The sequence below is a fragment of the Candidatus Limimorpha avicola genome (assembly GCF_056978975.1).
Window position 1 is genome coordinate 18,666 of the sequence record NZ_DBMCYK010000019.1, and the last position, 17,770, is coordinate 36,435.

The window sequence follows — 17,770 nt, forward strand, 5'->3', positions numbered from 1 at the left end:
AATAAAGTCAAAACCTCTTCTCTAACGTTCAGCCATAATTTTTGTTTCTTTAAAAAAATACGGGAAGTAATGATATTAAAGTCCCCCATATTGCAACATACGTTATATCTTTTCATATCTGAAAATGAATATCGTAATTTATGAATATTCAATGAAAAACAGACATGATTATACACATCGCATTTCAATCTTTTGAAAAACCATACCTCAAAGATGACAATATCGCAATTTTTAGTAAATTTGCGGAGCAATAAGACAAAATATGAGTATTAATCTGTTCATCACGACATACTGACAGGATGGGTTCGGTTCAATGTGCCAATCCCCTGCTTTTGTTATGTTTTTGAACCAAAATAATTATCAAAATACGATATGAAAAAAGTCCTTGTTATCTCATCTTCACCGCGCAAAGGCGGAAATTCCGATATATTGTGCGATGATTTCATTCGTGGTGCCGAAGAAGCCGGCAATGAGGTGGAGAAGATATTTCTTGCCGACTATAAAATCAATTATTGTACAGGATGCGATATGTGCAGTTCGAAAGATGTGCCGTGTCGGCAGGATGATGACGCACTTTTTATCATAGAAAAGATGATAAAAGCCGATGTCATTGTCTTCGGAACACCGGTTTATTTTTACAACATCTGCGCACAGTTGAAGACTCTCATAGATCGTACCTGCGGCGTCTATAAGAAAATAAAAGACAAGGAGTTTTATTATCTCGCCACTGCTGCTGAAGAAAACCCGGATATCATGGAATATGTGGTCTCGAGCATGAAAGGTTTCCTCGACTGTTTGGACAATCCTGCGTTAAAAGGTACTGTTCTTGGTACCGGAGTATGGCACAAAGGTGAGATAAAAGACAAAGCCGTAAGAGAACGGTCTTATCTGATGGGGAAAGGATTATGACAGATGAAAAAGAATAGCGAAGCTTGTTTGGTTTGCGGTGAAGACCTTGTGTATTTCGAGACGCACAGGGAGATGGAATGTATATATTGTCACCGCAACTTCATGACTAATGTCGCCTGTAAAAACGGTCATTATATATGTGACGAATGCCATGCCGGCAGTGCTGTACGCAGTATTGTGGAGACATGTAACCGTATGACGGGCAAAGACCCTGTGGAAATAGCAATGACACTCATGAACGACGAACATGTTCATTTACATGGTCCGGAAAATCATGTCATAGTAGGAGCCGCATTGCTGACGGCATACCGTAATGCAGGCGGAGACATGGATTTCGACAAGGCAATGCGCGAGATGGTGTTGCGCGGCAGCAAGGTGCCCGGAGGAGCATGCGGATTCTGGGGCTGTTGCGGCGCGGCAGTGAGTGGCGGCATCTTCTATAGCATAGTATCCGGCGCCTCCCCTATGACAGTGGAGTCTTGGGGCAATGCCAATGTCATGACTGCCAACTGCCTTTCCGTCATCGGCTCTATAGGCGGTCCACGCTGCTGTAAACGAAACGCTTTTATAGCCATACAACAGGCGGTGCCTTTTGTCGCGGAACATCTCGGCATACAATTGCTGCTGCCTAACCATATTATCTGTACATTCTACAAAAACAACAAACAATGTATAGGCTCCCGTTGCCCGTTCAATCCTGTTCACTATTGACGGTACCTTGAATAAACGTTTAAAAATATCCGTCATAATACACATATATATTTCCGGATACTATTGTAGGATATTTCACTTATCCAACTTGTTTATATCGTTAAATCAAATTGAAATCATTAAATCTATCGTAAATACAGATTAAGAATCAGTATTGATAAATGTCGTACGAAAGAATATCATCACAGCATATAAAAGCCAATGCCGATAAATACAATAAAACTCAATCCGGTAAATTAATTATTACTGAAAAAATATTCAAATACAAATTTGGAATAACTGTAATCAGAATATATATCTTTATTTTAGATATTGTATTTGCATATTAATGATGCAGATCGAGACGCTGAAATATTTTGGACAAAATATGTCATTCCACATTTTTCAGTGGAGAGTCGGAACTATAAGGCACTCTGCCTGAAGGCACAACTTTGCTGGACTTCTCGAGATGCACCTCCTGGTCATCGAAAAATATGTGTGCGCCAAAGGCTTTCAGCACCTTGTCCTTAGGCATGCCGGCAAGGAAATACACCTCATTGACATATACTCCCCATTTCTTCAGAGTGTTGATGACTCGCATGTGTGTCGGTGCGCTGCGTGACGACACTATGGCAAGACGAAGAGGCGACAACTCCACCGTCACGGGCAGGCTCTCCTGTATCTTGGACAATTTCATCAGCAGTTTGGCGAAAGGTCCGGGCGCCAAAGGGACGTCTTTGTGTTCATCTTCATATTTGCGAAATATTTCAATACCTTCGGTCTTATACATCAATTCAGAATCCTCCGAGAACAGCACGGCATCGGCATCGAAAGCTATCTTGACCACGTTTTCTGCCGGATTGAAAGCTGTAGGAGGCTCGTAAATGAGGGCAGCGGCACAGTTGCTATGAGAGTCTATCACAGTCTGTACGCTTTTCTCGTCCTTGGAAAGAAAAAGATCCACTCCGAAAGCGTCTATATAAGGCGACACCGGCTCCCCTCCCGTAAACGCTAAACGCGTGATGTTAAGTCCGTACTGTTCTATGGACTTCAGCATCCTGATGCCTGTCTCCGGACTGTTGCGCGACATGACAACAACTTCAACGACAGGCTTGTGCGCCTGCTTGTTAAGCTCCAACAGACTCTTGACAAGATAGAATGCAGTACCGGGCTCCAACGGCACATCTCGGTTCCTTTCATGATATTCGCGATATTTACGCACTCCCTCACGTTCAAAAATCTCATTCTCCTTTTCAAGATTGAACAATGCCCTCGAAGTGACTCCAACGACTAATACATCAGAAATATCTTCGCTCATAATCGTATTTTTCTGCAAAGATAATGTTTTATTATGAAAATTCAAAATCAAAAAAATATAAGGAAAATTATTTAAAAATTATTTGCAATTACAATTATTAGTCTTATCTTTGCGATAATAAAAACAAACTAATTATATGATTACCAAAACCAGAGTATTGAGCATTCAGTTTGCAAATGAGATAAAGTCTCAAGAGATACCATTGTTCAGAGGTGCTGTTATTGGCGCTTTGGATTCAAGCAACATATTGTTTCACAATCATAAAGAAGACGGATTCCGTTACAGTTATCCATTGATACAATATAAAAGGAAAGACGGCAAGGCAATGATTATATGTATAGGAGAAGGAACTGAAGCTATAGGTTGTTTCTTTCAAAATGCCAATTTGGAAGTAAGTATTGGGACACGAATGATAAAATTAGAAATCAGCGATCTGAAAGCATATCAGTTCATAACTCAGATTTGGAATGATTTATTTACATACAGAATCAACAGATGGATGCCTCTCAATAAAGAAAACTATGAGATATTCAGAAGTAATGATAGTATTGCTGATAGATATGCAATGTTGGAAAACATCCTGACTGGTAATATATTGTCGTTTGCCAAAGGTATTGGTGTTTTTTTCGATAAGGAAGTTATATGTAAAATAACAGATATCAATGAACCGCATCTTGTTCAATACAAGGATACTAAAATGATGATATTCAATGCCACATTCAAAAGTAATGTCAGTTTGCCTGATTATATTGGACTTGGCAAAGGAGTAAGTATAGGATACGGAGAAATAAGAAAACAAAACAATTATAACACAAATAATTATGGAAATTAGAGAACACGTTTATTTAGCAGCTTTACTGCATGATATTGGCAAGTTTTATCAGAGAGCCGACAAAATCTTTTCAGATAAAACCAATGAATTGTCAGAAAATGTTAAAAAAAATGCTGATCATATATGTCCACTAAACAAGGATAGCAACTTCGGATATCAACCTGCTGTATGGACTCTTCAATTTTTAACAGATGTAATAAGTGTTTTAAAAAAAATTCCTGATTTTATAACTAATAATTTTGACTATAATGAATCAAAAGACAATGTTTTTCAATTAGCTGCATATCATCATAAACCAAGTAGCGAGTTACAGGCTCTGATTTCGATTGCCGATTGGTGGAGTGCCGGTATAGATAGAAGACAATCTTTGGAAAAAGATATTGACAATACTACCAATAACAACTCGATAAATTGGGGATCTCAAAGGTATAAATCCATACCTCTTTATTCTGTCTTCAACGGAATTAATAATGGGAAAGGGATTTCGGCTTTTGATCTGTCTGTTTTGACTATTGAAAATAAATCATGTTTTCCTCATGATATAAGACAAAAGACAGATGGTGTATCTCAAGAAAAATATGCCAAGTTATGGGAGTCTTTTAGAAATGAGTTCGACAAATTGCCGACTGATACCTTTGAAGTATTCGCTGAAAGTTTGTTGTATTTATTAAAAAAATACACATGGTGTATTCCTTCAAATACAACTGATATGTCTGATGTAAGCTTGTTTGACCATTTAAAAACCACAGCTGCATTTGCCGATTGTCTTTATATGTATAAAATCGAAAAACCTGATGACTTTATTTATGAAAACAACAGGTTGATTATAAAAGAAGGTGTTAAACCTGTTATTTTATTAGGAGGCGATTTGTCCGGCATTCAGAAGTTTATATATAATATTGCTTCCCGCAAAGCATCTGTCAGTTTGAAAGGACGTTCATTTTATTTACAACTGTTAATTGACTCAATAATTCAAAGAATCATTCAACATGAAAACATAAAAGCAACTCATGCTCATATTGTTTATTCTTCAGGTGGTAAATTTTATATGCTTTTACCGAATACCGATAAAGTAAAAAATGCTATTGCTGAATTAAAATCGGAATTAGAAAAAGAACTTTGGAAACAACATTACGGACAGTTACTTATAAATATTGACTATGTTGCTTTTTCCTACAATATACAGTATAAAGGTGTTGATTTTGAAAACCAGACCAATCAAGATATAGGTTTGTTGTGGAAAAATCTTGCTGACAAACTTGTAAATCAAAAGAATAAAAAATTCAAGAAATTGTTAATCGATAATTACGACGAGTTTTTTGAAGTTAATGAAGTTAGTTATGATACTAAAGTCTGTGCAGTGACAGGTATAGAATCTGTTAATTGCAAGTGTCTTGATAAAAACGATGATGAAAAAACTTTTGTTTTACCAATAGTTAAAGAACAGGCAGAACTCGGAAACACATTAAAAGATATAGATTACATAGTAACTTATCGTTCCAATACTGAAAACAAATACATGAAGAATCGTGTAAAAATAGATGTTAGTACTTTTGGCATTCACTCCTACTTGTTTGATCAATTGGAATTGACTGATGATGATGCAGATTTTAAAAAGATAACATCTGCTGATACATGTATGATAAAAAGAATCAACAATACTGATTATCTTGGTATTCCATTAAAAGGCAAAAGTTGCAGTTACGGGTTCAGTTTTTATGGAGGCAACAAACAGGCACAGATAGAAAATAGGGACAAAACATTTGAGGAGTTGGCAGGTAATGGCTATTTGGGTATTCTTAAGATGGACGTTGACAATCTGGGGTCTATTTTTATTAATGGCATGCCTCCAAAAGACCAAAGTTTCTCGGCATATTCCACACTCTCGTTTATGTTGGATTATTTCTTTAGCGGATATTTGAATACTATTAGAAATAATTACAATAACGATGTAAATATACTATACTCAGGAGGTGATGACGTATTTGCAATAGGTAAATGGGATAAGTTGATAATGTTCGCTAAAGATATTCGTAAAAATTTTGAGGATTTTGTTGGAAGAAATGATATATCAATTTCTGCAGGTATTGTTTTTGTCGGGAATAAATTTCCAATAGCAAAGGCTGCCGAATTGGCAGGAGAAGCAGAACATGCAGCTAAAAAATTTAACAACGGAAAGAAAAATTCAATAAATATTTTTGGAGAAAACGTATCATGGGAAAATGAATTCGAATATGTAGAAAATTACAAAAAACAATTTGTAGAACATGTAGAAAACAACAACATGTCAAAAAGCATTCTGCATAAAATAATGACTTATGCTATGATAATCAAAGATAATGCCATTAAAAGGCAACATAAGGAATCTGAAGATAATAGTTATATTTGGAATACTGTATATTATTTGACGCGTTTCTTAAAACGTTATGAAAACAACAAGAATGTTGCTGCCTTTTGCAAAGATCTAAGAGATAATCAACTGTTAAAGACTCGTAATTATGAGTTAATGGCTGTTGCCGCTCGTTGGGCAGAACTGGAATTGAAAGAATAAATTGATAACCAAAAATAATTAAATAATTATGGCAAAGTATCCTGAACAAAATTTAAAAACGGAGTGGATATATGATGGTATTACTCCTGATGCAGTGGAATGGACTAAATCATTCGGTGAATTCTTAACTAAAAAACAGAATGAAATCAAACCTTTAACTACAGGACAACTGAGAAAATTTTTCGGTGAAATTAAGCGTATTGAATCGAACGTGGAGAAATATCGAAATGATATTGCTATGTTGAAACCATTATTAGCTTATGCTGTCGGTAGAGATACAATAAAATACAATAAAAAAGGTCAAAATATTATTAATAATAAGACACATATTAAAAAATTTGCTGAAGAAGTTGAGAAAGGGATTGATGCAGTTTTGAATGGAAAAAATTTAAAATCCGATTTCAATAACTTTGTAAAAATCATTGAAGCTATCGTAGCATATCACAAATATTACGGAGGACAAGAAAACAATAATTAAAAATATACCGCTATGAAAAAATTAGTAAAAAAAATAAAAATGAACTCTACTATCGAATTGTTAACCGGTTTGCATATCGGAGGTAACAGTGACAATGTAGAAATTGGTGGAATAGATAATCCAGTCATTAAAATAGCAACAAAAGACAACCAACCGTATATTCCTGGCAGCTCATTGAAAGGCAAAATGCGTTGTTTGTTAGAACAGATTGCCGGTGCAACTGAAGTTGGCAATGATACTGCTGTGAACAAGTTGTTTGGTTTTTCTCAAAACAACCAACCATCGAAATTAATTGTTCGTGATGCAATGTTAACAGAAACATCTATTAACATGTTAGAGAATTGTGATAATCTCGATATGCCATACACCGAGGGTAAATGGGAAAATGTTATTGATAGAGTTAAAGGTACAGCATCGAATCCACGTCAAACAGAACGTATTCCGGCCGGCGTTTCGTTCGAAGTGGAATTTATAATAAATATATGGGATGATGATGATGAAAAAGAATTTCTGGAACTTTTGAAAAAAGGAATAAATGCTCTTGAGAATGATTATTTAGGTGGTAATGGCTCTCGCGGTTATGGTCAAATCAAGTTTGACAATATAGAATATCATGAGGCTTCTGAAGAAACAAAATGGAAGATGGAAAAGAAGTTAACAATTTAATCTTTTGTTGATATGGAGTTCAAAATTTACAAACTGCATTTCACGACACCTTTACATTTAGGAGATGCACGAGATGATTACAGTATAAGTCTGAGGAGTATATCTTCTGACACCATGTACGCAGCTCTTACCTCTTGCATGGCAAAATTGGGAAAAGAAAATGATATAAAAAACGGTGACTTGAATTGTAGTATCAGCAGTCTTTTCCCTTTCTATCAAAAAAGTAAGAACAGTACTCCTATCCTGTTTTTTCCGAAACCACTGATGCAAAAACAACCTCAACTTAAAGACCTTACAAAAGCAAAAATGGTTAAAAAAGTATCATGGATTGATAAGAAATATTTTGAAAAAATAATAAATGGTGAAGATTTGTTTTCTTCAGAATCTGACATTGACAATATTAATGATGATTATTTGACAACATGTTATGGAGATGATTTTGACAGTAACTTCATTTTTTCTCAGGTATCGCCAAGGGTATCTGTGTCAAGAAATGGTGAAGAAGATGCAAAACCTTTTTATATGGAACGAATTTTCTTTAAAGACTATTCCGGTTTATATTTTATAGTTCATGGAGATACGTCTATCATTGAAAATGCTCTTGATTTACTACAAACTGAAGGAATAGGGACAGACAGGAATGTTGGCAATGGCTTTTTTGAATATGAAAAAGACTATATAGAACTCACCGTTCCTGAAAATCAGAGTTATTGTATGTCTTTGTCTTCATATATTCCAGAATCAAAAGAACAACTTGAAGCAATGTTGAATGGAGAAAATGTGGCTTATGATATAGTTCGCATCGGAGGTTGGATAACTACTCCTCCATATAATAGCATAAGAAAAAACGTAATTTATGCATTTACTGCCGGTTCAATATTTTTCAAAAAAGTTGAAGATATCGCCATTTATGGAAAAATTGTGGATTTAAAACCGGAATTACCTTTTGAGAAACAAATAGAACACCCTGTTTGGCGTTATGGCAAATCTATATTCATACCTGTTAAATTATAAAATCATGAACGAAATAAATAAAAGATATGATATTGAAATTGAAATTTTAACACCATTGTCGATTGGTGCCGGGAATGAAAAAGACTGGATAAAGGGAGTTGATTTTATTGTTGATGGCTCAAAATTATATAAACTTAATCTTAGAAAAATAGTTGGTTCAGGTATCGACATTAAAAAAATCAGTTCATTTCTTGTTGTACAAAATGAAAAAGAAATAATTAACTATATTACAAAGAATAAGTTACAGGAAGTATCTGATAAAGTTTTTTTATATCCCAATAGAGTTGAGCCGTCCAACGAGATTAAGACTTTTGTCAAAAATCAATTCACCGGCAACCCCATTCTCCCGGGGAGTTCTTTAAAAGGCGCCATACGTTCTGTCTTATTCAAATTTCTGAAAGATAAACTCGAAAAAAACGAGAAAGATGTATTTGGTGATACCAAAAATGGAAATGAATTCATGCGATTCATAAAAATTTCTGATACAGAATTTGATGACACTATATTGGTCAACACTTTAATTTTTAATCTTCATAAACTTAACAATAAATGGATGGGAGGATGGAAACATAAAGGAGGAGGAAATTCATATACCGATGACAAATATAAACCCAATGAATTTAATACTCTTTATGAAAGTATTAAACCTGGACAAAAAGAATCATCACAGATAATGATGTCTCCGGAACTTTTCAGAATGATAAAAGAACATTCAAAAAAAGAAAAGAAACTATCTGTTTTAAATAATGATCTGACATATTTATTTGGTATTATCAATAATCATACGAGAACTTATCTGAACAAAGAAAAATCTTTTTTTGAAAAATATAATCAAGCGGAAAGGACTGATGATATAATAAATTCCATTGAAACGCTTCTTAATAAAATTCCGGCAGACAATAATTATTGTATCTTAAAAATGTCAGCCGGCTCCGGTTTTCATTCAATAACCGGAGATTGGCAATATGATGATTACATTGAACCTGTAGAAGTTGAAAATAATGGTAAGTGTAAATACAAATCTAGAAAAATCGTAAGTTATAAAGATAATTTAAGTTTAATGGGTTTTGTAAAACTCCGAATTCTGTCAGAAGATGAATGTTCTGAGAAAAAAGATGTTAAAAATAATATTTCACAAAAAAATGAAACATATCGTCTTAAAAGTTTAGAAGCAGAACGTCTTAAAAAAGAAAAAGAAGAACACGAAAATCAAGTAAGAGAACTTGTCAAAAATGCCAATGAATTATATATTTCAGAGCGATGGGATGAAGCACTTGAGATTTTCAGCAAATTAAAGGAAACAATTCCTGATAATACTTCATTTGATGAAAAAATTGAAGAAATAAATGTTAAAATTACAGAATTAGCACTACAGGAAATTAAAGAAAAAGAACTTATAGACAAAAAAAATAAAAATAAAATAGAATTAAATGAGAAGATATCTCATATCTCGAAATTACCTACTTTGTTTGGAAATGTTAAAACCTGGTTAAAAGCTAATGATAAGAATACTTTATCAGAAAATGAATTGCTGATACTTAAAAATAAATTTTTTGATATCTTTCATAGTATGAAACCGCATGACAGAAAAAATATAAATTCTCAATGTAAAGGATTATACGACATAGTGGATAAAAACATTATAGAACAATGGCTGAAAGAACTATATTCTTAAAAATATACTTTTATTGTAGATTTATTGTAACGATATAATCAATGATATTTGTAAAATTGTTTTGAGTATATTATGTCTAAAATTCATATCACACTTGTAGGAGGGCAACCAGCACCGGTTTATTACGGGATAAAAGCAATACAACCGGAAAAAGTAGTCTTTATATATTCCAACGAAAGTAAAAAAAGTGCTGAACAAATTGCAAAACTTATCAAGTCAGAGTTTTCCATACGATCTGAAATGCGTCTGTTTTCACCTACTGACGTTAATGATATTAAAAACAAATGTTTGAAATGTTTTTCTCGTTACAGTAATGATGAAGTTTCTATTAATATTTCAAGTGGTACTAAAGCATGGACATTTTTCTTTGTCTCAGAGTTCAGCAAAATGGCTCATGCATCTTTTATTTACGTTGATCAAAACAACAACGTTTTTGATTATACCACGGGGAACACAACCACTTTTGATTTTAATATTGAGACTTTGTTTTGTTTGTATGGCAATCCTCTTGTAAATTATGTAAAATTAGAGACATATTCACAAGAAGATTTCGATGCTATCATAACAATAGAAAAGATCAGAAGATACGATTATGATATATTCAACACCTTAGTCGGAGAACTTAATAAACATTCTGATAAGATAATTTCGGAAGACCTAAAAACTTTATCTTCTTTAAAATGGGACAAGGCAAACAAAACATTTAATTTCGACATAAACAAAAAAGGCAGTCGTTCAAAATTTCAGCTTTCATCACCAAAAATAAGAGAATTACTTTTTAACTCCGGATGGTTTGAGGTAAAGACTGCCCTTATGCTGTCTGAATGGGACAAATGCAAACAGTTATACTTGAATTGTATTTTTAAAGACAAAAACAAAAGTAGAAAAAACGAAATAGATATTATTGTAGATACAGGAATAAAACCTCTTTTTGTGGAGTGCAAAACACAAATCTTCTCTCCTACCGATATTGACAAATTTAAAAATGCCGTACAAGTTTATGGAGGGAAAGGCAGCAAAGCCTTTATCATCACTGAAACGCCTTTGACAGATATTGCCGAAGAAAAATGCAACGACAGTGGAATCACAACATATTGTATTAAAAACGGTAAAAAGAAACTTGTTGAAACATTAAACCAAATTATAAATACCATTGAAAAATGAAAACATTGATAATAAGCCTTGTAAGTGAACAAACAATTCCAAACGTGAGAATAATTAACGAATTCAAAAACAATACCGATAACTTTGAATGTTTTTTCGTTTCTACAAAAAAGTGCAGACATCAGTTCGAGAATATTTGTAAAACATGTGATATAGTCCCAAACAAAGAAAAAGATGTTATTGAAGTAGAACCGGAAAATGCCAAGGATATCAAATTTAAATTAGAACAACATAAAAACACTGGATTCTTTGAAACATTTGACAATATTATTCTAAACCTGACGGGAGGAACAAAAATCATGTCTTTGTCAGCACATGCTTTCTTTACAGAATATTATCCTGACAAAACCGAAGAAGTCTATAACACACAGAATCATAAAATAAATTTTTTGCTGAATACAGAAAAAGACGAAAAAAATTATAGCAGAGAATTGACATTAAAGGAATATTTGACATGTTACGGATTAGAATATAAAGAATCCAATTTATCCAATATTCCTTATGATACAGCAAAAAAACTATTTCATCTTTTTACTGATTTCGATAATTTAGATCAATATAAAGATATAATTAGTTATTTCCGTAATAATCGTGGAAAGAATAAAATAAAAATTGAAAATGATATCAAACCTTTTTTCGAAAAAATAGAATATAAACCTGATGAATATTTATCAAAAGAAGAAATAAAATATTTCAGTGGAGACTGGTTTGAAGAATATATATACTATAGTATAAAGGATGAATTGAATTTGGATGACGAACAAATAAAAACAGGTGTTACTGTCAAAGTTACTTTAAACAACTCTGATTACGCTATTCGTTTAAAAGAAACTCTGCTAAAACTCACAGGTAAAGAGGATCCTGATGTGAACAAAAATTATGTTAACAATGAGATAGATGTTATGTTTGTTTACAAGAACAAACTATATATTGTTGAATGTAAAACAAATATTTTCATAGATGGAACAAAAAAAGACATATTGAATGAAACAATTTACAAGTCTGATTCAATAAAAACCCGTTTCGGACTATTTCCCAACAGGTCAATCATCACATTGACAAGTTTTAAACATGAAATAAATAATAGAAAAGACAGTAAAAGTGCAGCAATGTCTTTCAATGCCAAAATAGCACGTGCCGTCGTTTCTGATATTACTCTCATTGACGGATGCATGTTGAAAAATAAATACAGTGTCTCAAAATTATTAGGAATAAGTAAATAATATAAATTATGAAGTTGATAAATTTCAGCAACCATCCAATGAAAATGTGGTCTTCCGAACAAATAAAAACCGCATTGAAGTCATACGATGAAATAATAGATATACCTTTCCCTAATATAGACCCTAAATTCGATGAAACAGATATTATTAATATTGCGGAACATTACATAAATAAAATATGTAGTCTTGGTAAACCGGAGGAAACAGCTGTACATATTATGGGTGAAATGTGTTTCACATATTGTATGATAACGAAGTTAAAAAATGCCGGATATATTTGTTTGGCATCCACCACATATCGCATCTGTACCGATTTGGAAGATGGGAGTAAAAATGTAATATTTGAATTTGTGAGATTTAGAAATTATATCTGAGTTTTTTGCATATTGATATTATAACTTTTTGATGATTTAGGATATGGAAATAATAATTAACACATACGGAGCAACACTTAACCGTGATAACGAAGGATTCATCATCACCAACACTGATGGTAAACAAAGAATACCAGTTAATAATGTCACATCAATACAAATATGTAAAGGTGCACAAATTACAAGTGATGCAGTATTTCTCGCCATAGAAAATGAGATAGAGATAATATTTACCGATAAATCGGGAGAGCCTTTTGGTAGAGTATGGAGTCCTAAATATGGTTCTATTTCATCAATAAGAAAAGGACAACTTGCTTTTACTTTTTCCAAAGATGCAGTAGAATGGATTAAAAGTATTATCATGAAAAAAATCGAGAATCAACAGGCTCTGATTTTAACAATGGAAATCAACGATTTTAAAACAGAAAACCTTGTTAACAAAGCAATTAACAGATTAGAAGATTATAGAAACAAAATCAAGATTCTTGTTGGTGAAGTGGTTTCGGATATTGCTCCTACTCTTCGTGGATGGGAAGGTATAGCATCGAATATTTATTTTGATGCTCTTAACATCTTTCTTCCGGAGGAATATAAATTCGAAAAAAGAAGTCAACGCCCTGCAACAGACATCACAAATGCCATGTTGAATTATGGATATGGCATATTATATAGTAAAATAGAAAGTGCTCTTATCAAAGCAGGCATAGACCCATACATAGGTGTAATGCATCGCGATGACTATAACAGACCCGTACTCGTATTTGATGTAATAGAACTTTACAGGATATGGATTGATTATGTGGTTTATTCCATATTGATACAACATGCCATTACTGATGAGTATTATTCTGTAAGAAAAGATGGTTCTTATTGGCTCGAAAGTCTTGGCAGAAGAATTTTGATTCAATCGATAAATGACTATTTGGAAGAGATTGTCGAAATCGGAAAAATCAAAAGAAGCAGATTGACACATATAAATTTATACGCACAAGACCTTGCTCAAAAATTCAAAAAGTATTGTTGACATGATATCGATAGGACATAACATACAAACTGCCGATGATGAATTGAGAAAAATCAATATAAAGTATTTGGTCGATGCATTACGCAATCCCAAACAAGAGTTGTCGGCACAAATAAGACAACTGAGAACAGTTAAAACAATTAGTACAGAACAGTATTCCAAACTTAAACGCAAATTGCCGTATATAGTATGCGGAATTTTCAATCCTCCATACAGAAAAATTTCCAATTTCGCTTATACAACATATTTTATCATAGACATTGACCATATTTCTGAAAAAGAAATAAACATAGATACGCTTAGAAAGAAAATAGAATCTGATCCCAGAACAACTTTATGTTTTGTATCGCCTGGAGAAGACGGACTTAAGGTGTTTATGAGATTGAATGAACGATGCTATGATGCCGGAATGTATTCCATGTTTTATAAGATATTTGTAGATAAATTCAGTAAACTATACAACATCCAACAAATAATAGACAGCAGGACATGTGATGTAACAAGAGCATGTTTTATGAGTATGGATCCAAATGTATATTATAATGAAAACAGCGAAAGTATTGACATCAAAGAATTTTTAAATACAAATGATACATACACGTTGTTCAAGGAAGTCAGGGAATCAGGTGCTGAAATAACAAAAAATTTACATGATGTGAAAACAGGGAAAGACCCTGACGCAGATACCATGGAAAAAATAAGATCCCAACTGCTTAAAAAAACATACATAAATAAGAGTAAAGACATTTTCGTTCCTGAAATATTGAATGATATTATAGAAGAATTAAAAAAACATATTGAAGAAACCGGAATTGAAGTAACTGAAATTGTTAATATACAGTATGGAAAGAAAATTAAAATGAAACTTGGAACAAAATTGGCAGAAATCAATCTGTTTTATGGAAAAAAAGGATTCAGTGTAATAAAATCACCGAGAACAGGTACTAACGTTGAACTCAATGAATTGACAATGATGCTGATAAAAGAATATATAGATATTTTGTAGTATGCCAAGAAAGAAAAAGCAGGAACTGTCTTTTGTCGAGAAAATGAAAAGATTAAATGATGCTACAGTAAATAGAAATGCTCCACCAAATAGAAATATTGAAAACATCGAAGAGATAAAAGACATTAATGAAAGAATAAAAGAAATTCTAGGATTGTTGGTTAACGTTAAGAAAGGGAATAACATGTTATTTTTTGTTATGTATGATATAGAAAGTGACAAAGTCAGAAAATTGGTAGTAAAATATTTAGAAAGGAAAGGATGTACGAGAATACAAAAATCAATTTTCATAGCAAATGCCGATACTCTAACATATAATGAAATAAAGGAAGATCTTGCTGAAGTTCAGTCTGCATACGACAATTCTGACAGTATAATAGTATTACCAATATCTACAGACTATTTAAAGATGATGAAAATAATAGGAAAAAACATAAATATTGACATTATCACACACAGTCGAAATACATTATTTTTTTAAAACAAATAAAAAATATCAGTTCTTTGAAATATTGTTGTACCTTTGCAAGATGAATAGGTACATATTTTTTTCAAAAAATATGAAGAATGATTATCAAATTGGGAATAAATATATGAAATACAAAGTCTTATAAAAAACGCTCTCTGAGAGTAAATTCCACAAAAACAAGGATTAAGACTGAGCAACTTTAACTTTAAATTTTGAATTAAATAACTCTGAGAGTAAATTCCACAAAAACAAGGATTAAGACATTTTTCCCTTCGCTGTCTCCTCGTGTTCTAACGAGCTCTGAGAGTAAATTCCACAAAAACAAGGATTAAGACCATCATTACCCGGAAACATTCCTTCCCGGGTAATGACTCTCTGAGAGTAAATTCCACAAAAACAAGGATTAAGACCTTCGGCTGATTTTTCTATAGCGATGTATATTGTCTTCTCTGAGAGTAAATTCCACAAAAACAAGGATTAAGACCAGCCTTCATAAAGCTGTTGGATAAAACAATATCCCTCTGAGAGTAAATTCCACAAAAACAAGGATTAAGACTTCTCGCTCATTGAACGTATCACCTCGTTGTCGCACAGCTCTGAGAGTAAATTCCACAAAAACAAGGATTAAGACAGGTGAACTACATAATTTTCGTCAAATAAAGACGAAAGCTCTGAGAGTAAATTCCACAAAAACAAGGATTAAGACTTAAACTCATACTCTAAACGAACTAACCATTCAGTCTCTGAGAGTAAATTCCACAAAAACAAGGATTAAGACTCTGCAAATTGTCTCTTTTGAGACTTTGAAGGTTTCCTCTGAGAGTAAATTCCACAAAAACAAGGATTAAGACATTTCTTTCATTATTTTAGCAAATGTTTTTGAATGACTCTGAGAGTAAATTCCACAAAAACAAGGATTAAGACCTATTAATTGGAAATTTAGAAGAATCAAATTTTGCCTCTCTGAGAGTAAATTCCACAAAAACAAGGATTAAGACACTTCGGCAAAATCATAAACTTTGACAGAACCGGACTCTGAGAGTAAATTCCACAAAAACAAGGATTAAGACAGGTCCGTGTTTCTACAAATTCGTATTTTTTCATTCTCTGAGAGTAAATTCCACAAAAACAAGGATTAAGACCATTTCACAACCTATTAAAGCATAAATCTCTTCAAGTCTCTGAGAGTAAATTCCACAAAAACAAGGATTAAGACTTGGGAAACTTGTGCCCAAAGGTCATCAGCTTCCTCCTCTGAGAGTAAATTCCACAAAAACAAGGATTAAGACTTTTGGTATTTTGATGGAGTGAAAGCCATTTTTTAACTCTGAGAGTAAATTCCACAAAAACAAGGATTAAGACAATACCTTCTCTTCTACTTGATTTTCTTGTGCCACTCTGAGAGTAAATTCCACAAAAACAAGGATTAAGACTATCCTCTGCAGTGTCATATATAAATGACCCAGAGCAACTCTGAGAGTAAATTCCACAAAAACAAGGATTAAGACCCTTTTGAATATAAGTGTAAAGCGTTTTTTGATACTCTCTGAGAGTAAATTCCACAAAAACAAGGATTAAGACTCATTAACTTCTTATTCATAGGAAACACTTTTTCTCTCTGAGAGTAAATTCCACAAAAACAAGGATTAAGACTGCTTCATTTTCAGCCATAGAAAATAAAATGGTTAACTCTGAGAGTAAATTCCACAAAAACAAGGATTAAGACGCCAATACCCAATTCCCTAACATTAATTCTTTTGTTCTCTGAGAGTAAATTCCACAAAAACAAGGATTAAGACACACTATATGTGTTGATGAACTTTAAATTCTTTTCCCTCTGAGAGTAAATTCCACAAAAACAAGGATTAAGACCCTTACTTTTATGTTTTTTGGTAATTTTGTCTTATACTCTGAGAGTAAATTCCACAAAAACAAGGATTAAGACGATAGTTGTTATAAGTTAACGTATCAAAGAGGACAACTCTGAGAGTAAATTCCACAAAAACAAGGATTAAGACAGGATGACATAAGGACATCTAACATTACGAGGAGTCCTCTGAGAGTAAATTCCACAAAAACAAGGATTAAGACAAATTCTTTCTTTAGTTCTACTTCTACAGATTCAGTCCTCTGAGAGTAAATTCCACAAAAACAAGGATTAAGACAAATTCTTTCTTTAGTTCTACTTCTACAGATTCAGGCCTCTGAGAGTAAATTCCACAAAAACAAGGATTAAGACATTTTCCGTTTTTGTTTTTTAAAACCAATTCAATCTGCTCTGAGAGTAAATTCCACAAAAACAAGGATTAAGACATTTTCCGTTTTTGTTTTTTAAAACCAATTCAATCTGCTCTGAGAGTAAATTCCACAAAAACAA

At 32.9% G+C, this 17,770-nt stretch carries 15 protein-coding genes and 1 CRISPR repeat array; of the genes, 14 read left to right on the plus strand and 1 reads right to left on the minus strand.

Annotated elements, in window-relative coordinates:
* Nucleotides 1-372 precede the first annotated feature (372 nt).
* Nucleotides 373-909, plus strand: a complete 537-nt coding sequence (locus ACZOVS_RS08525) for a flavodoxin family protein (RefSeq protein ID WP_483996808.1) — start codon at nt 373-375, stop codon at nt 907-909.
* 3 nt (nt 910-912) lie between these two features.
* Nucleotides 913-1,620, plus strand: coding sequence for a DUF5714 domain-containing protein (locus tag ACZOVS_RS08530; protein WP_483996809.1), 708 nt, complete (start codon nt 913-915; stop codon nt 1,618-1,620).
* A gap of 370 nt (nt 1,621-1,990) precedes the next feature.
* On the opposite strand, the gene ACZOVS_RS08535 is transcribed toward ACZOVS_RS08530, so the two are convergent.
* Nucleotides 1,991-2,917, minus strand: a complete 927-nt coding sequence (locus ACZOVS_RS08535; RefSeq protein WP_483996810.1) for a 5'-nucleotidase — start codon at nt 2,915-2,917, stop codon at nt 1,991-1,993.
* A 136-nt stretch (nt 2,918-3,053) separates the two neighbouring features.
* Between ACZOVS_RS08535 and ACZOVS_RS08540 the strand changes: the two genes are divergently transcribed.
* The 12 genes from ACZOVS_RS08540 (at nt 3,054) to cas2 (ending at nt 15,405) form a co-directional block, all read left to right on the plus strand.
* Complete coding sequence (locus ACZOVS_RS08540; RefSeq protein WP_483996811.1) at nt 3,054-3,749, plus strand: CRISPR-associated endonuclease Cas6; 696 nt, start codon at nt 3,054-3,056, stop codon at nt 3,747-3,749.
* Nucleotides 3,739-6,300 carry a type III-A CRISPR-associated protein Cas10/Csm1 gene (cas10, locus tag ACZOVS_RS08545; RefSeq protein WP_483996812.1) on the plus strand — a complete coding sequence of 854 codons (2,562 nt, stop codon included), beginning with the start codon at nt 3,739-3,741 and terminating at the stop codon, nt 6,298-6,300. The genes ACZOVS_RS08540 and cas10 overlap by 11 nt, the downstream gene beginning before the upstream one ends.
* Before the next feature lie 28 nt (nt 6,301-6,328).
* Nucleotides 6,329-6,778 (plus strand): type III-A CRISPR-associated protein Csm2, encoded by a 450-nt coding sequence (gene csm2, locus ACZOVS_RS08550; RefSeq protein ID WP_483996813.1) that lies wholly within the window; start codon nt 6,329-6,331, stop codon nt 6,776-6,778.
* A 12-nt stretch (nt 6,779-6,790) separates the two neighbouring features.
* Nucleotides 6,791-7,444: a type III-A CRISPR-associated RAMP protein Csm3 gene (csm3, locus tag ACZOVS_RS08555; RefSeq protein WP_483996814.1), complete on the plus strand. Its 654-nt coding sequence runs from the start codon at nt 6,791-6,793 to the stop codon at nt 7,442-7,444.
* A 12-nt stretch (nt 7,445-7,456) separates the two neighbouring features.
* Complete coding sequence (gene csm4 / locus ACZOVS_RS08560; protein ID WP_483996815.1) at nt 7,457-8,458, plus strand: type III-A CRISPR-associated RAMP protein Csm4; 1,002 nt, start codon at nt 7,457-7,459, stop codon at nt 8,456-8,458.
* Between the two features lie 4 nt (nt 8,459-8,462).
* The gene (locus tag ACZOVS_RS08565) at nt 8,463-10,133 is read left to right on the plus strand and encodes an RAMP superfamily CRISPR-associated protein (RefSeq protein WP_483996816.1); all 1,671 of its coding nucleotides are present in this window, start codon (nt 8,463-8,465) and stop codon (nt 10,131-10,133) included.
* Nucleotides 10,134-10,205: 72 nt separating this feature from the next.
* Nucleotides 10,206-11,297, plus strand: a complete 1,092-nt coding sequence (locus ACZOVS_RS08570) for a Card1-like endonuclease domain-containing protein (RefSeq protein WP_321584797.1) — start codon at nt 10,206-10,208, stop codon at nt 11,295-11,297.
* Complete coding sequence (locus ACZOVS_RS08575) at nt 11,294-12,520, plus strand: Card1-like endonuclease domain-containing protein (protein ID WP_483996817.1); 1,227 nt, start codon at nt 11,294-11,296, stop codon at nt 12,518-12,520. The genes ACZOVS_RS08570 and ACZOVS_RS08575 overlap by 4 nt, the downstream gene beginning before the upstream one ends.
* A gap of 8 nt (nt 12,521-12,528) precedes the next feature.
* Complete coding sequence (locus ACZOVS_RS08580) at nt 12,529-12,894, plus strand: CRISPR-associated protein (RefSeq protein ID WP_483996818.1); 366 nt, start codon at nt 12,529-12,531, stop codon at nt 12,892-12,894.
* A gap of 43 nt (nt 12,895-12,937) precedes the next feature.
* On the plus strand, nt 12,938-13,918 hold the full coding sequence (gene cas1 / locus ACZOVS_RS08585) for a CRISPR-associated endonuclease Cas1 (RefSeq protein WP_483996819.1): 981 nt from the start codon (nt 12,938-12,940) through the stop codon (nt 13,916-13,918).
* 1 nt (nt 13,919) lies between these two features.
* On the plus strand, nt 13,920-14,924 hold the full coding sequence (locus ACZOVS_RS08590) for a CRISPR-associated primase-polymerase type B (protein WP_483996820.1): 1,005 nt from the start codon (nt 13,920-13,922) through the stop codon (nt 14,922-14,924).
* 1 nt (nt 14,925) lies between these two features.
* On the plus strand, nt 14,926-15,405 hold the full coding sequence (gene cas2 / locus ACZOVS_RS08595; protein ID WP_483996821.1) for a CRISPR-associated endonuclease Cas2: 480 nt from the start codon (nt 14,926-14,928) through the stop codon (nt 15,403-15,405).
* Nucleotides 15,406-15,546: 141 nt separating this feature from the next.
* Nucleotides 15,547-17,706: direct repeats of the CRISPR family, unit length 37 nt; unit sequence CTCTGAGAGTAAATTCCACAAAAACAAGGATTAAGAC.
* Nucleotides 17,707-17,770: the final 64 nt, after the last annotated feature.

Excerpts from the sequence above, each read along its gene's own strand:
- ACZOVS_RS08530 (WP_483996809.1), top strand. The coding sequence starts at position 913 with ATGAAAAAGAATAGCGAAGCTTGTTTGGTTTGCGGTGAAGACCTTGTG.
- ACZOVS_RS08570 (WP_321584797.1), top strand. The coding sequence starts at position 10,206 with ATGTCTAAAATTCATATCACACTTGTAGGAGGGCAACCAGCACCGGTT.
- cas1 (WP_483996819.1), top strand. The coding sequence starts at position 12,938 with ATGGAAATAATAATTAACACATACGGAGCAACACTTAACCGTGATAAC.
- ACZOVS_RS08535 (WP_483996810.1), bottom strand. The coding sequence starts at position 2,917 with ATGAGCGAAGATATTTCTGATGTATTAGTCGTTGGAGTCACTTCGAGG.
- csm4 (WP_483996815.1), top strand. The coding sequence starts at position 7,457 with ATGGAGTTCAAAATTTACAAACTGCATTTCACGACACCTTTACATTTA.
- ACZOVS_RS08590 (WP_483996820.1), top strand. The coding sequence starts at position 13,920 with ATGATATCGATAGGACATAACATACAAACTGCCGATGATGAATTGAGA.
- ACZOVS_RS08580 (WP_483996818.1), top strand. The coding sequence starts at position 12,529 with ATGAAGTTGATAAATTTCAGCAACCATCCAATGAAAATGTGGTCTTCC.
- cas10 (WP_483996812.1), top strand. The coding sequence starts at position 3,739 with ATGGAAATTAGAGAACACGTTTATTTAGCAGCTTTACTGCATGATATT.
- ACZOVS_RS08565 (WP_483996816.1), top strand. The coding sequence starts at position 8,463 with ATGAACGAAATAAATAAAAGATATGATATTGAAATTGAAATTTTAACA.
- cas2 (WP_483996821.1), top strand. The coding sequence starts at position 14,926 with ATGCCAAGAAAGAAAAAGCAGGAACTGTCTTTTGTCGAGAAAATGAAA.
- ACZOVS_RS08540 (WP_483996811.1), top strand. The coding sequence starts at position 3,054 with ATGATTACCAAAACCAGAGTATTGAGCATTCAGTTTGCAAATGAGATA.
- csm2 (WP_483996813.1), top strand. The coding sequence starts at position 6,329 with ATGGCAAAGTATCCTGAACAAAATTTAAAAACGGAGTGGATATATGAT.
- ACZOVS_RS08525 (WP_483996808.1), top strand. The coding sequence starts at position 373 with ATGAAAAAAGTCCTTGTTATCTCATCTTCACCGCGCAAAGGCGGAAAT.
- csm3 (WP_483996814.1), top strand. The coding sequence starts at position 6,791 with ATGAAAAAATTAGTAAAAAAAATAAAAATGAACTCTACTATCGAATTG.
- ACZOVS_RS08575 (WP_483996817.1), top strand. The coding sequence starts at position 11,294 with ATGAAAACATTGATAATAAGCCTTGTAAGTGAACAAACAATTCCAAAC.